12 protein-coding genes are annotated in these 13,984 nt (G+C 59.2%); 10 read left to right on the top strand and 2 right to left on the bottom strand.

Annotated elements, in window-relative coordinates:
• Window positions 1–448: 448 nt before the first annotated feature.
• Entirely contained in the window at window positions 449–1,486 is a 1,038-nt protein-coding gene (locus G9X68_RS03175) for a LacI family DNA-binding transcriptional regulator (protein ID WP_171601235.1), read from the top strand.
• A gap of 68 nt (window positions 1,487–1,554) precedes the next feature.
• Here G9X68_RS03175 and G9X68_RS03170 read toward each other — a convergent pair whose 3' ends face one another.
• Window positions 1,555–2,484: a LysR family transcriptional regulator gene (locus G9X68_RS03170; RefSeq protein ID WP_171601234.1), complete on the bottom strand. Its 930-nt coding sequence runs from the start codon at window positions 2,482–2,484 to the stop codon at window positions 1,555–1,557.
• Window positions 2,485–2,594: 110 nt separating this feature from the next.
• On the opposite strand from G9X68_RS03170, the gene G9X68_RS03165 reads away from it, so the two are divergent.
• Together G9X68_RS03165 and G9X68_RS03160 are read left to right on the top strand one after the other, a co-directional pair.
• On the top strand, window positions 2,595–3,194 hold the full coding sequence (locus G9X68_RS03165; protein WP_171601233.1) for an NADPH-dependent F420 reductase: 600 nt from the start codon (window positions 2,595–2,597) through the stop codon (window positions 3,192–3,194).
• A gap of 97 nt (window positions 3,195–3,291) precedes the next feature.
• Window positions 3,292–4,212, top strand: a complete 921-nt coding sequence (locus tag G9X68_RS03160; RefSeq protein ID WP_171601232.1) for a LysR family transcriptional regulator — start codon at window positions 3,292–3,294, stop codon at window positions 4,210–4,212.
• Between the two features lie 60 nt (window positions 4,213–4,272).
• On the opposite strand, the gene G9X68_RS03155 is transcribed toward G9X68_RS03160, so the two are convergent.
• Window positions 4,273–5,226, bottom strand: a complete 954-nt coding sequence (locus G9X68_RS03155) for an NmrA/HSCARG family protein (protein WP_171601231.1) — start codon at window positions 5,224–5,226, stop codon at window positions 4,273–4,275.
• Between the two features lie 555 nt (window positions 5,227–5,781).
• Between G9X68_RS03155 and G9X68_RS03150 the strand changes: the two genes are divergently transcribed.
• The 7 genes from G9X68_RS03150 (at window position 5,782) to G9X68_RS03120 (ending at window position 13,982) form a co-directional block, all read left to right on the top strand.
• Window positions 5,782–7,122 carry a polysaccharide biosynthesis/export family protein gene (locus G9X68_RS03150; RefSeq protein ID WP_240602215.1) on the top strand — a complete coding sequence of 447 codons (1,341 nt, stop codon included), beginning with the start codon at window positions 5,782–5,784 and terminating at the stop codon, window positions 7,120–7,122.
• Window positions 7,123–7,233: 111 nt separating this feature from the next.
• Entirely contained in the window at window positions 7,234–8,007 is a 774-nt protein-coding gene (locus G9X68_RS03145; protein WP_171602139.1) for a glycosyltransferase family 2 protein, read from the top strand.
• A gap of 26 nt (window positions 8,008–8,033) precedes the next feature.
• Entirely contained in the window at window positions 8,034–9,194 is a 1,161-nt protein-coding gene (locus G9X68_RS03140) for a glycosyltransferase family 4 protein (protein WP_171601230.1), read from the top strand.
• Window positions 9,181–11,280, top strand: a complete 2,100-nt coding sequence (locus G9X68_RS03135; RefSeq protein WP_171601229.1) for a hypothetical protein — start codon at window positions 9,181–9,183, stop codon at window positions 11,278–11,280. The genes G9X68_RS03140 and G9X68_RS03135 overlap by 14 nt, the downstream gene beginning before the upstream one ends.
• Window positions 11,277–12,164, top strand: a complete 888-nt coding sequence (locus G9X68_RS03130) for a DUF6492 family protein (protein WP_171601228.1) — start codon at window positions 11,277–11,279, stop codon at window positions 12,162–12,164. The genes G9X68_RS03135 and G9X68_RS03130 overlap by 4 nt, the downstream gene beginning before the upstream one ends.
• Window positions 12,161–12,988, top strand: a complete 828-nt coding sequence (locus tag G9X68_RS03125; RefSeq protein WP_171601227.1) for a hypothetical protein — start codon at window positions 12,161–12,163, stop codon at window positions 12,986–12,988. Before G9X68_RS03130 ends, G9X68_RS03125 begins: the two co-directional genes overlap by 4 nt.
• Window positions 12,981–13,982, top strand: a complete 1,002-nt coding sequence (locus G9X68_RS03120; protein WP_171601226.1) for a glycosyltransferase family 2 protein — start codon at window positions 12,981–12,983, stop codon at window positions 13,980–13,982. Before G9X68_RS03125 ends, G9X68_RS03120 begins: the two co-directional genes overlap by 8 nt.
• The last annotated feature ends 2 nt before the right edge of the window (window positions 13,983–13,984 follow it).

The raw sequence follows: 13,984 nt of genomic DNA, 5'->3' as shown, positions 1-13,984 counted from the left end.
TCCTCTTGGGAACGCGCAGTCGTCAGCGGCGGCGACCGGGGGAAGAGAAGAATTGGCGCTCGGGATTCATATGATCCCACCAAGCGGATTTACAAATTAAAGTTTGATCATGTTTATATTGCCGATTTGTAAGATATGACTGGAATTTAATCTTCGCTCTCCCCAGCGTTTGACCTTCTCAAAAATTCCGGCCTGATGTTGCCTAGCTCGCGTCCTTCGCGATGTTTTCATTCGAAAATAAATGGACTTATTCCCGCAGGCGGTGATCCGTTCTCCGCATGCCTCCGTAATTCGCCGACGGACGAACTTGTTGCTCTTTCCGGAAGTTATATTCCCGGATCCTGTTGCGAATATAAAATGTTAGTAGACTCTAAATTATTTCTTCTTCAGAAAGTAAAGGCCGCGATTCGAGGGCAAATGAGTCTCGCGGGCTAGATATAACGGGGCGATGAGGGCAGCAGTGGAGCGGGGGCGGAAGGCCAGGCGCGGCGCGCAGGTGAAGTTGAGCGATGTGGCGAAGAAGGTGGGAGTCAGCCCGATCACGATTTCGCGCGCGCTTCGCAATCCTGAAATCGTCTCGGAGGATCTGCGCCAGACCATCCTGCGCACGGTGGAGGAAATGGGGTACATCCCCAATCTTGCCGCCCGGGCGCTGGCCGGCCGCCATAACGGCATTATCGGCGTCATCACGCCCGCTTTGCACCAGCACGGCTTCGCCGGCCTGATGATCGGCATCGAGGATTGCTTGCGCGCCACCGAATTCCGCGTGCAATATTCCAATACGCTCCACCATGCCGACGGCGAGGCCGGCGAGCTCAAATCCGTGCTGACGCAGAAGCCGGCCGGCGTCATCATCGCCGGCGCCGAATCCTATCGTGATCTTCTGCCGCTGATCGAGAATGCCACCTGTCCGATCGCTCATATCACCGATCTCAGCCAGGAGCCGGCAACGCTCGTCGTCGGCCTCGACCATCATGCGGCAGGCGCCGAACCCACCCGCTTCCTGCTGTCGAGGGGTTATGAGAGGATCGGCTTCATCGGCCGCGGCACGGATATTCGCTCGCGTCGCCGGAAGGAAGGCTATGAGGCCGCGCTGCGGGAAGCGGGCCGTTTCGATCCCGATCTCGCCATTGGCGGAGATGAGGGAAGCAGCACCGGCCTCGGCAGGGAATTATTTGCCCGCCTGTTGCAGCGCGTGCCGGATATCGATGCCGTCTTTGCCCAAAGCGACGATCTGGCGCTCGGCGTCCTCATCGAATGCGCCGTGCGCGGTATCCGCGTGCCGGAGGATGTCGGCATCTGCGGCTTCAACGATCTGGAATTTTCGGCCTTCACCCAGCCGACGCTGACGACGGTGCAGATTGCACGCTACGATATCGGCCACCGCGTCGCCGACATGCTGCTGCGCGCCATCCGCGACGAGCCGCCCGGCGAAGACAAGGTCGATTGCGGCTTCTCCATCATCCCACGCGGCTCGACGCGGTAAGCTGGCATGATCTGCGAACTTTGTACCGGCCAATGAGGCCAGTCAAAAATGCCCTCAAAATGTCGATATCAGCCCAGTGTTCCTGCAAATCGTTCCGGCCATCGCTCACGTTGAAAAACCTCCGTCAGGAAGTCGATGAACACCCTTGTCTTGGAGGGCAACAGGGTGCGGTTCGCATAATAGATCGAAATCGGGCCTGCATCGGCATACCACGCCGGGATCAATCGAATCAGCTCGCCGCTCTCCAGATAGCTGAGAGCATCCGCCTTGGCGATCATCGCGACACCCAGGCCGAGAAGTGCGGCGGATCGCATTGCAGCGGGATCGTTGACGACGATCTTCTCTTTCAAGGCCGCAGGCTGCTCATCTCCAGCAAGATTGCGCATCTGCCGCTGGCGAATTCGACCCGTCCGCATCGAGCGCATGACGATACCGTCGAGTTCGTGCAAGCCGGACGGATCATGTGGCGGAACCCGATCGCCCATGTATCCCGGTGATGCCACGGGGATAATATGAGCAGGCGCCAATGCCCTGGCGATGATACCGGGCGTCAATTCGAACCCTCCGCCGATCGCAGCATCGTAGCCCTCGGCGATCAGGTCGACCTGTCTGTTCTCGAACATCCATTCCGGCCGGATCATCGGATATCGCTGCATGAACTCCGGCAACAGCGGAAGGATGTAGCCTATGCCGAGTGTCGGGCTCATGCTGAGTTTCAGCACGCCGGATGGTTCGGACTGTTCGTTCGATGCCTCCGAGATCGCTCCCTGCAGGCTCTCCAAATGGTCACGGATCGAGTGCAGAAAGCGTTCGCCTGCTTCCGTGAGCGTCAGACTTCGGGTGCTTCGTTGAAACAGCCTGAGTTTCAGGTTGCCTTCAAGTGCTGCGACATTGCGGCTGACCGCCGCCGGCGTCAGGCCGAGCCGCCGTGCCGCCGAGGAGAAGCTTCCAAGCTCGGCGCTGCGCACGAAGGATTCCAGGTTTGCAAGCGTCTCCATACATGACTTTCAATGAATGCTTGAAACTAATAACAGGCAATTCCGTCTAATCACAGGGGAATAACAAGGCGATATTTGCTCCATTGAAACCAAACAATGGAGTTATCGCAATGACCATCGGCATCATTGGCGCCGGCCAGATCGGCTCCGCCTTCGCTCTAGCTCTTGCCCGCAACGGCATCGCCGCCACGATCTCGAACAGTCGCGGCCCCGACACATTGCAGGAGCTGACCGAGGAACTGTCCCCGCACATCACGGCCGGGACGATCGAAGAGGCGGCGAAAGCTGACCTCGTCCTTGTCGCCGTCCCTTGGTCGAAGCTTCCCAAGGCATTGGCGGATCTTCCAGGCTGGGCGGGTCGCATCGTGATCGACGCCAACAATCCGATCGAAGGCCCGCTGTTCAAACCGGCCGAGCTGAATGGCCGCTTGTCGACGGAAGTCTTCGCGAGCCTGGTGCCCGGTGCTCGCGTCGTGAAGGCATTCAACCATCTTCAGGCGCATCTGGTTTCAGCCGATCCCCGCGCCGAGGGCGGAAGCCGCGTGCTCTTTTACTCCGGCGACGATGCGTCATCGAAGGCCGAAGTGGGGGCTCTGATCTCTAAACTGGGTTTTGCCGGCATCGATCTCGGGCCGATTTCGATCGGCGGCAAGCTTGCGCAATTCCCCGGCGGCCCGTTGCCTGTCCTCAACCTCGTCAAATTCGGATGAACAGCGATCGGCCGGATCAATCCGGCCGATATGCTCGAACTAGGCATAGCCCGGATTATTCCCTATACCGAGGGAATGATGATTACTGTGCTGAAAAATGGATAATACGGGACTGTCTCTCGACAGAATGCGCACCTTCGTTCGCGTCGCCGAACGCGGTAACCTGTCGATGGTCGCAAGAGAGCTGGGTGTCGGTCAATCCACCGTAACACGGCACCTCAATGAACTTGAAGAGGCTGTCGGCGTACCGCTTCTCAGCCGAACCACGCGTCGCGTCACCCTGACCGACGAAGGTAGCCGCTATTATACCAACTGCCTTCAGATATTACGCCTGGTCGAACAGGCTGCCGAAGAAGCGAGAGATGCCCGTCAGGCCCCCGCCGGCGCTGTTCGGCTTTCCTGTACGGCCGCGCTCGGCGTGATGCACGTCACGCGCCTGATCTTTGATTTCCAGGACAAGCATCCGGACATCCGGGTCGACCTCAACCTGACGGACGAGCGGATCGATCTGGTTCGCGAAGGCGTTGACGTCGCACTCCGTCTCGGGCCTCTCGCCGACAGCGCGATGAAACTTCATGCGCTCGGAGAAAGCCATCGGCTGCTGGTGGGCGCTCCGGCTTATTTGTCCGTCCATGGACGGCCGGAGCGCCCCACCGATCTGTCACGCTACGAAACCGTCATAATGTCCAATGTGGCGGGGAGCGATCGGCTCGTTCTTTCCTCTCCCGATGGCACAAGCCTGATGATCCCGGTGAGCGGCAAGCTGCGCGTCGATCACGGGCTTGCGGCGCGCAAAGCCCTTGCCGCCGGACGCGGCATTGGGCCCGCACACCTCTGGCTGGTTCACGATCTTCTGGACGACGGTCAGCTCGAGGTCGTGCTTGGCAACTATCGTCCTGCGCCGGTTCCGGTGAGCTTGCTAATCGTCCCAGAGCGGGCAGCCATTGCCCGCGTTCGGCTGCTCGTCGACTTTCTTGCCGCCGAGATTGCCAAGCTGCCTGGAATCCGGCCATCATAAGTCCTGGTTTCAAGCATGACGTTGTCGCAAAACCGCTGCCGCAGTTTTGCGAGACATGCTTCAACCCCCGAAAGACCGCTTGTCGCCGCGCCACCCCGTCGTCCGCAGATATTGTTCCCAGTTGAGCGTGTCGGGGTTCAGGCGACGGCTCCATTCGAGATCATGCTCCTTGCCGAAATAGCCATATTCGACAGCATATTCGACCATCCCCAGAATCTCTCGAACGAGAAGTTCATTGGCGGCAAACTCCGGAAAATAGCGCAGCAGGCCATCCCGGGTGAAAGCGTTCCGATATTCGGCCTTGAGCCCGGTCACGTGCTGGAAGGTTTCGATCATCTCACGCGGAGAAAGGATATCGCCAACGATCGGCAGCGTTTTCCCGTTGTAACGCTCGGGATTTGAGAAAATTTCGAGCACGACCGGCCCGGTCGCCGTCAGCGGATCGACAAAAGGCGCTCGGAAATCTTCGGGAAGATAAATCGGCAGGAGGAGAGTATCGCCCTCCATGCGGGGCACATAATATTCGAGAAGATTGGTGTAGAAGAACGCCAGCATGACGAAGGAATGAGAGATAGGCAGGCCGCGAATATGGTCTGCAACGCGCGCTTTGTCGGTAAAGTGCGGTGCATACTTCGTGCCGCTGGTGATCTTGTCGACATTTTCGAGGGTACTGAAAACAACATGCCCAACGCCGGCCTCAACGGCGGCATCCGCCAGTTGCCGGCCGAGAGGGGCCTCGATCGTCTCCGGCGGGGCGATCGGCGGCGTCATCAGAAATGCACCGTCCGCGCCTGTGAAGGCAGCAACGAGGTCCTTTTGACGGCCAAGTTCGAGCGGGACCGTTACGATTTCAGCGCCGAGTTTCTCCAGGCGTAAAGCTTCAGGCGAATCCTTTTTCCGGGTGAAGGCACGCACCCGGAAACGTTGGCTCTCAAGGAGTGCCGCGGCGACGCTGCGCCCCTGTTTGCTCGTTGCACCGGCGATCGCGATCAGTGGCTTTTCATCTGCAGACATAGAGCTTTAAACCTTTCCCTGTCATTGACCCCGGCTACGGTGCCAGGCGTCGTTTTGCGGGAGAGCGGTCGGCCTGTGCCGAGAGCCCACCTTCATGGCGGGTACCCTATCGCAACAGGTTCTATGGCTATAGATGTGTGAAATACATAACATAATGCCATTTTATGGATAATTGCGCCGGCTAGGCGCGGTCGGCTCGCCATGCCGGATCAGAATGTCGAAACCCGCGCCGGGATGACCGGATGTGCCGAAAGCCATCCCTGGACTCTGCCGACATCCATGGCGGGCTCTGGTGGATCAAAGCTGAGGGCTACATTGCAAAAGGTCGTAAAGTTCACCCTGCAGATCGTCAAATAAATCGATAAGACCAAGGGTTTAGAAGTCCTGCCCGTCGCTGCAAGTTATTACGTTCATTGAATTCTTTTCAAGTCAGACTCTTGGGCTGCTTGGAAGATGTACTAATCATTCGTAAGTACTATTGAATATGGTTAATATTATGTTAACCTTAAACAGATCCGAGGGTGCTCAGCGCTTTAAAGGCGGAAATCCGAAAACATGAAGCTTTCGAAGATAATATCTCCAGCTATGCCTGAATATAGGTTGAGAAGAGGTTCTCGCCTAAATCAAACAATACTGTGGATGGTATTTACGGCAATTGCTCCTTTGACGTCAGCAGCGGAAGAGTTACCTGCGCCCACGGAAGCGGTCTCGGTTGTGACGTCTGGTGAGACTTCGGCGCGACAGCCTCAATTGTTGCGTGACGTTCTTCGCTCAGGCGATAAATTGGATCTCGCATTTTACGAAAGCTTGGCCTCCGTCGAAGATCGCTGGACGGGCTCACGGGGCACGGTTCCCTGGAACTTTTACCAGCGGCCCGAGCTCACCGGCGAATACGTCGTTGAAGCGGACGGGACGATTTCGCTTCCTCTTTTGGGACGCTTCCCGGTTCGAGGGCTTCCTCCGGCGGATGTGGAGGCGATAATTCTTCCTTCGTACGAAAATTTGGTCGGCAGAAAGGGGTTCGTGAATATCGTCAAGATTGAGCACCAGCCAATTTATATTACCGGCCCGGTTCGGAATCCTGGGTCGTTTCGATATGTTGATGGCATGACTGTTCTGCATGCCGTCGCGCAAGCGGGTGGCATGGCTGCGAAGAGTATTGAGCCATGGCAGAGCGTGGAAATTTCACGCCAGATCGAGCGGTTGAAGGCTGGGCTGGCCGACGTGAAGCGGCTTGCGTCGCGAACCGAGGTGCTCAGGGCGAAGCGCGATTCCGTACAAATTGCCAGCATTGGCACGCCTGTTCTTGGTCCCGACCCCGATGCTCAACGGTTGCTGGATGATGAGACATGGCAGCGCCAATTGGTAACGACGAGCAAGGATGCGCAGAGCAGTGCTTACGCAAAATCTGTTGCCAATGCTCAGGCCGATCTTGATCTGCGTCAGGCACGAGTCGGCAATTATGATGCCACCATTCGGGTCCGCCAGGATCGGCTGGCAAGTATCGAGAAGTTGGCCAAAAACAAACTTGTCACGAGCATTGAGTTGACCCGGGCACAAAGCGAACTGACCGAGTCGGAAGATCGAAAGCAGCAAGCCGTCATCGATGTCGAGAGCGCAAAGCAACGGCTGGCGGCAGCCAAACAGGACGTTGAGCGCGATCGTATCGAACGCAAGATCGAGATCGAAAAGTCGGCAGCGGATGCCGAAAGAGGCCTATCCACGGCGTTGAAGACGACCGAGAGCGATCTTGAAATCTTCCAGTCGATGGTATCGTCGAATGATAGCGCCGGTGTTGAATTTGAAATCGTTCGGCCTGGACCGAATGGTGTCATCGTCGAACCTGCGACCGAAGAAACGGTCTTACAGCCTGGCGATCTGATCAAAGTACATTGAGACTTACCCACATACTCTTCCAGGAGAGTTTAGTCCTCCTCTCGGCCAAAGAGCTCAGGGGCATCGTCGATTTGCGATTTGTCACGCGGTCCAAAACGCCAAGGAGAGCTTATGTCTACAATTGAAGCGTTACAGTCCTCGCATTCCTCTATGCCGGTCCAAGGTCCGATGTTCAATTTGCCAAGGACCTCACTCGTTATTCCAACCTTGAACGAAGCGGAAAACATTAAGCTGCTCTTGCCCCGCATACCGACATGGGTGCATGAAATCATCATCGTCGATGGGCGATCGACGGACGGAACGCCGGATATCGCGCGAAGCATGCGCGATGATGTCAAGATCGTGCTTCAGCCGAAGAAGGGCAAAGGCATCGCGTTGCGGACGGGCTTCGAAGCCGCATCTGGTGATATGATCGTGATGCTTGATGCTGACGGGTCGATGGATCCCTACGAAATCATCTTGTTCGTCGCAGCTCTTGTTGCAGGTGCGGATTTCGTCAAGGGTTCGCGCTTTATGCAGGGTGGCGGCACCAGCGACATGACCGTCATCCGCCGTTTCGGCAATCTGGGCCTGACCCTCCTGGTCCGGATGCTCTATGGCAGCTCTTTTAGCGATCTGTGCTACGGCTATATGGGCTTTTGGAGACGGCATGTTCCCTTGCTGCGTGCCGATTGCGACGGCTTCGAAATTGAGACGCTGATCAATTTGCGGGCTCTCAAGAACAATCTCAAAATCATGGAAGTCGCGAGCTTTGAATCGGAGCGTATCTACGGCGTCAGCAATCTGCGTGCCCTTCCGGACGGCTGGCGCGTGCTGAAGACGATCTTCCGGGAACGCGTCAGTACGCCGACGGGCGTCCAAGTCCTCGAGCAGGGCATTTCCTGAGGTCTGGATTCAATTGGCGAGGCCGCATGATGCGCATTTTGATGCTCAGCGCGAGATACCTGCCTTTTGCCGGAGGAACGGAAACCCATGTCAGCGAGGTCGCAATCCGGCTCGTGCGCAAGGGGCATGCGGTGACGGTATTGACGGGCAATCCCGATGGCCTTCTTCCGGCAGCGGAAACCCGAGACGGCGTGCAGATTGTCAGGCTGAAGACGTTTCCCCGTGGGCGGGATTGGTGCTTCGCCCCCGGCGTCTTCAGGGCGGTCGCCGAAGGGGATTGGGACCTGATGCATGTTCAGGGCTACCACACCTTCCTGGCGCCGCTGGGAATGGCCGCCGCATGGCGCAAAGGCCTTCCTTTCGTGGTCACTTTTCACAGCGGTGGCCATTCGTCGCGATTTCGGTCCTCGATCCGGCGCCTCCAACATAGAATGCTTGCGCCTCTGGCTGCGGGGGCAGCGCAACTCATTGGCGTGTCGCGGTTCGAAGCGGATCTCTTCAGCCGGAATATGGCAATCGCGAGAGACCGGTTCATCGTTATCCCCAATGGCGCGCGCCTGCCGGAAACGTCCGGGTGGCGACCGGCTTCACCTCACGACAGGCGGCTGATTGTCTCGCTCGGCAGGCTGGAGCGCTATAAAGGTCATCACCGCGCGCTTGCTGCATTTCATGTGCTGGCAACGAAATTCCCTGATATGCGCCTTCGGATCCTGGGAGAGGGGCCTTATGAGGCGAAGCTGCGTCAGCAGGTGGCCGAGCTTGGGCTCGGCAACCGTGTCGAGATCGGGGCAATTCCGCCGACCGACCGGTCCGCAATGGCCGATCTTTTGTCTTCGGCCGCTCTTGTCGTGCTCCTCAGCGATTATGAAGCTCATCCCGTGGCGGTTATGGAGGCGCTTTCGGTCAAGGCTCCCGTACTGACCGCCGACACATCCGGCTTTCGGGAGCTGGCTGAGGAGGGCCTCGTGCGATCCATTCCGCTCAACGCTTCGCCAGACTTCACCGCGCGTGAAATGCTCGCCGCCATGGACGCGGGGCCGATCTCAATCGAGACGAGGTTGCCGGACTGGGACGATTGCACGGACCGGCTGCTGATGGTGTACAGACGCGTCCTTTCGCATCCGCAGCCTGAACTGCGAACCGGTCCAGCACTGCTTGGAGATTTGAAGCACGATGACCGTTGTTAAGGGGCGGGCTTCTCCAGGCCGGCAGAAGGCCTACCAGGACGGAGCTTATCGTCATGGTTATCCAGGAAGGGTTTCCATTCCACGCGTCGATCTGTGGATCGCCGCATTTCTGGGCCTGCGCAGGCAGGACAGCGCGGTCGGGGACATTGCCGATCCTTCGTCGCTGGGGATGTCGCCGGTCTTTGCCTTCCTATGCAGCTGCGCCCTTGTTGTGGCCGCTCTTGCTGCAAATGCCAGTCGGCTGGGAGAGGGCTGGGCGGTTCCGACGTTCTATTGCGCCATCGCCGCGATCTTTCTCCCCGCGGCGGCGCGAATCATCCATCCGGGAGCCAGCCGCCTGGAGCGCTTGGCGCTCATAGTGATCGTCACCTCAGCCCTCTTCGTGGTACGCCTCATCCGCGCGCCCGTCGCCTTCATAGACCATGACGAGTTCCTGCATTGGGCGACGGTGAACGACATTCTGGAGGCGGGGCGACTGTTCCTGCCCAATCCGCTTTTGCCGGTCAGCCCGCTCTATCCCGGGCTGGAGCTCATAACGTCCGCCTTGGTCAGCCTCTCCGGACTGTCCGTTTTCGCGGCAGGCCTCATCGTGTTGGCGGCGGCACGGATAATGCTGATGCTCACGCTATTCCTGCTCTTCGAGAAGATCACGGGCTCGGCACGGATCGCCTCCATCGCCTGCCTGATCTACATGGGCTCGTCCACGTTTTTGCTGTTCGACGTCCACTATTCCTATGAAAGCCTGGCGATCCCCATGCTTGCGGCGGTGCTGTTGGCTTCGGAAAGCCGACGCATGGAGCGAAGCGACGCGGCAGGCTGGCCGACGGTCGTCGCCACCATGGTTTTGATCGTGGCGCTCGCGGCTACCCATCATCTCACCTCCTATTTTTGCACGGCCCTTCTGTGCGCCACGGCGGTGATGGAATGCCTGAGACAGGGCGCGTCCGCTATGGGGAGGCGGCAGGCGATCCTGCTGGCCTCGATCGCCGTGATTGCTCCGGTCGCCTGGTCGAAGATCGTCGGGAACCCCACCGGCAGCTACATTCTTCCCGTACTGGCAGGCGGCCTGCACGAGGTAGCGCAACTCGTATCGAGTTCGACCTCGACGCGTAAGCTTTTCGTGTCGGACACGGGAGCCTTGGCGCCGGCTTGGCAACGTTACCTGACGATGGCGGGCGTCGCGCTGATCTGCCTGGGACTTCTCACCGGCTTTCTCCGCTCGCTCGTTTTCAATGGGCAGCCCCGGAATGCGAGCATCCTCTGGCCGGCGACCAGATGGCGCCTATGGCGGTCAAGCCTGCTCGTTGTCCTCGTTTTGGTGACGCTGGCCTACCCCCTCAGCATCATCTTCCGCCTGACGCGCAGTGGGTGGGAGATCGGCAACCGCATCGGCTCGCTATCCTTCCTCGGCGTCGCAATTGTCGTCGCGGTGGCCGTTGCGGCGTTCTGGCACGGCACGTCGCGTGGCTGGCTGCGCGCAACGGCGCTTGCCGCCGCCGCAACGACGGTGCTGATTGCTGGCGTCATCAGCTCAGAGGGACCACGTATCCTGGTTCCGGCCGGCTATGAAGTGTCGGCCGACTCCTCGTCGATAGAACCGATGGGGATCAGCGCCGCAAGGTGGACCAGGGAATGGCTGGGCGGCGACCAGCATTTCGCAGCCGACCGGATCAATCGCCTGCTCCTGTCTACCTACGGCCGGCAAAAGGTCTCGACCACGCTTGAGAGTGGGCAGGATACAGGCATGGCCATCACCGCAGCCGATCTCGGTCCGATGGAACGCAAGCTGCTGATCGAGTCGGGCATCGGTTTCGTCATGGTCGACCTGCGCATGACCACCGGCCTGCCTGGTGTCGGCGTCTATTTCGACGGCGGCGCGCAGGACCGAAACCACCTGGTCCCCCTCCAGCCGTCATCGTTGCTCAAGTTCAATTCCGAGCCCGATGTCGACCGTAGCTTCGACAACGGCTTCATGGTCATTTTCGACGTCGGGCGGCTCGGGAAAACACGGCAGCCCGGCGTCCCTGGTAAGCGGACCGGAGAGCCGGTGCAATCCTTGGGACGAACAGACGGAGATTCGCGATGATCGATAGCCGTCTCGACGCTTTCATGTGCGTCCATTCGCGGGACATCGAATATTTGCTCGAAGCGTCCCTTCGCTCCTACCAGCAGCATTTCCCCGACAAGGGAAACCTGACTATGGTCACCGACAACCCGGCGGCTTTAAGAGCCTTCCTCGACGCGAAGGGTCTCGTGCCTGGCGCATCCGTCACCGGCGACAGCGACTGGCTTTCCGCCAGCGAACTGGAACTTCCCGGCTGGTTTCGGCAGCAGATCATCAAGCTGCGCGCCTCCGAATTCTGCCGAACCGAGCATTTCTGTAATCTCGGCGCAGATACACTGCTGCTGCGGCCCATTGCGAGGACCGATCTGATCGACGGGCGCGAACCGGTTCTCTACTATTCCAGCCACAGGCTTCCCGATCTGCACTACCGTTTCGAGAAGAAACGATTGCGCAATGTTGCAAAGATCCTCGGCGTCGAGCCAGCCCGGTCTTCTCGTTACGTCGATTTCATCAATGATTTCTTCTGCTTCAAGCGCGAATGGCTTATCGCTCTGAATGACTACATCGCGTCGAAATACGGCTCAAAACCCTACGTCGAGCTGCTCAAGGGGCTGAGCGCGTCAAAAGATCAGACACGGTTCGGGGAATGGACGCTCTATTCCGTCTTTCTGCTCGATGTGATGCACCAGTCGCCGACGATGCGCGATGCGCGCGGGGCCTATCTGACGCAGATCCATAGCCGTCTCGGCCTCACTCTGAGCCGGCTGGACAGCAAGATCGTTCATCTCGTCCAGAAATCCTTCGACCCGAACGTGATCCGGCAGAAGCTCATGAAGGTGAACCCGGGCGCCGCTCAGATCATCGGCGCGACGGCATGGGCGGATGCAGGAGCTCGTCCCCGATGATGGCCCGCCGTGTCTTTCCGGGAATCATTCCGCTGTGGGTTCTTGCCGCTGCGTTGGCCGTAACGTGGCTGCCCGAAACCTTTTCGACCTGGGAAAAGGCGGTGCGCCTGGTGCTCTGCGCGCCGCTGATACTGCATCTCCCGGGCCGCATGCTGGTGGACACCTTGCGCATAGAGGGCGATATGGTCACGAGGGGGACGCTCTCGGTGTTCCTGAGCTTCGCGGCCTGCATTTTTTTGGGGCTTCTGCTGCATGTCGTCGGACATCTCGATGCGCGAGGCTGGGTCTACGCGCTGGGCCTGACGACGATCGCCGTTCGGTGGCTGAATGTCGTTTTGCAGCTCGCAAGGCCGGTTCCAGCCATCCCCTGGGCTTGGCCCGGCCGCCGTTTTGGGACCTTCGCTGTTTCCATCATCTTGGCGACGAGTTCCGTGCTCATGGCGCGCCCGGTCGCGCTTGAACGCAAGCCGTTTCATTTCACCGAGCTTTGGATGGTGCCCAAAGGGAACTGGACGAACAATGTGGTAACGGTCGGCGTGCGCAATTCGGAAGACGCCAAGACGCTTTACAGTCTTGACCTTGTTCTCGGCGGCACGTTGATTGGAAAGATGCCAAGCTTCGAACTGGCACCGTCCTCCAGCCAAACCTTCGAATTCTCCGTACCAACAAAAACGCACCCCCCCGCACGGCTGGAAGCCTGGCTCTACAAGGGCGGCGACAGGGAAACGATCTACCGCAAGGTCTGGATGACCATCGACACGCTCCAGTCCCCGGCATCGACCGGAATAACCCTTCAGTTCGCTCCGGGGACGAAAAATGGATAATTTCCAGCACCCCGTGCCCGGCAAGCTTACGACGGCAATCGTCATCTGCTGCTATTCCGACAAGCGCTGGGACATTCTCAACAAAGCAATCGAGGCGGCAGCACGTCAGGTCCCGGCCGCGGACGAGATCGTCGTCGTCGTCGATCACAATCCGGCACTCGCGCTGCGTCTGCGCGCCAGACGCTTCGAAACCCCGGTCAGGATCGTCGAGAATATTCATCCGCCCGGCCTCTCCGGTGCCCGCAACACTGGAATTTCTGTCAGCCGCGGCGAGGTCATCCTGTTTCTCGACGACGACGCCGTGTCGGATCAAGATTTGCTGGCGACCTTGGTGCGGCAACTCGAAGATCCCTCGGTTCTGGGCGCCGTGTCCGCTATCCGCCCGTTGTGGGAAACAGACCGTCCGTCCTGGTTTCCCGACGAATTCCTGTGGACCCTCGGCTGCACCTATCGCGGCCTTCATCCGGGGCCGGTGCGCAACCTCATCGGCGCGTCGATGTGCATACGCCGCGACGTCTTCGATCATACGGGCGGCTTCGATTCCGGCTTGGGCCGAACGGCCAAGGCTTTGCCGCTCGGATGCGAGGAAACGGAACTCTGCATCCGTGCAGCCAAGGCCTTGCCATATGGCCGTTTCGTCTTCGAGCCATCGAGCGGCAGCGATCACGCCATCCCCGCCGATCGCGCGACCTGGAAATATTTCCTTCATCGATGCTGGGCCGAAGGGCTTTCAAAGGCCAGCCTATCGTTGATCGCAGGCTCCGGCGAGGCGCTGGCGTCGGAAAAGACCTATATGACAAGGACGTTGCCCCAAGGGGTTATGCGGGGATTCGCTGATCTGTTGCTTGGCCAGCCGAGCGGCCTTCTTCGCGCCGTCGCGCTGGGTGCCGGCCTGGCGGCCACTGCGGCCGGCTTCGCTTTCGGCCGGACCCGCGCTGCCCTTACGCGTCCGTTCACCTCCGTTCCTGCTCGCGCTCTCGAACCGGTGGAGTAGGC

Source organism: Rhizobium changzhiense (assembly GCF_013087625.1).
Classification (GTDB): Bacteria; Pseudomonadota; Alphaproteobacteria; order Rhizobiales; family Rhizobiaceae; genus Rhizobium; species Rhizobium sophorae.
The sequence above is the reverse complement of the archived record's forward strand: the minus strand, read 5'-3'. Positions and strand labels throughout refer to the sequence as shown.

What these genes read in the sequence shown, in the direction of transcription:
- G9X68_RS03175 (WP_171601235.1), top strand. Translation starts at nt 449, where the DNA reads ATGAGGGCAGCAGTGGAGCGGGGGCGGAAGGCCAGGCGCGGCGCGCAG.
- G9X68_RS03160 (WP_171601232.1), top strand. Translation starts at nt 3,292, where the DNA reads ATGGATAATACGGGACTGTCTCTCGACAGAATGCGCACCTTCGTTCGC.
- G9X68_RS03165 (WP_171601233.1), top strand. Translation starts at nt 2,595, where the DNA reads ATGACCATCGGCATCATTGGCGCCGGCCAGATCGGCTCCGCCTTCGCT.
- G9X68_RS03170 (WP_171601234.1), bottom strand. Translation starts at nt 2,484, where the DNA reads ATGGAGACGCTTGCAAACCTGGAATCCTTCGTGCGCAGCGCCGAGCTT.
- G9X68_RS03150 (WP_240602215.1), top strand. Translation starts at nt 5,782, where the DNA reads ATGAAGCTTTCGAAGATAATATCTCCAGCTATGCCTGAATATAGGTTG.
- G9X68_RS03130 (WP_171601228.1), top strand. Translation starts at nt 11,277, where the DNA reads ATGATCGATAGCCGTCTCGACGCTTTCATGTGCGTCCATTCGCGGGAC.
- G9X68_RS03155 (WP_171601231.1), bottom strand. Translation starts at nt 5,226, where the DNA reads ATGTCTGCAGATGAAAAGCCACTGATCGCGATCGCCGGTGCAACGAGC.
- G9X68_RS03120 (WP_171601226.1), top strand. Translation starts at nt 12,981, where the DNA reads ATGGATAATTTCCAGCACCCCGTGCCCGGCAAGCTTACGACGGCAATC.
- G9X68_RS03145 (WP_171602139.1), top strand. Translation starts at nt 7,234, where the DNA reads ATGTCTACAATTGAAGCGTTACAGTCCTCGCATTCCTCTATGCCGGTC.
- G9X68_RS03135 (WP_171601229.1), top strand. Translation starts at nt 9,181, where the DNA reads ATGACCGTTGTTAAGGGGCGGGCTTCTCCAGGCCGGCAGAAGGCCTAC.
- G9X68_RS03140 (WP_171601230.1), top strand. Translation starts at nt 8,034, where the DNA reads ATGATGCGCATTTTGATGCTCAGCGCGAGATACCTGCCTTTTGCCGGA.
- G9X68_RS03125 (WP_171601227.1), top strand. Translation starts at nt 12,161, where the DNA reads ATGATGGCCCGCCGTGTCTTTCCGGGAATCATTCCGCTGTGGGTTCTT.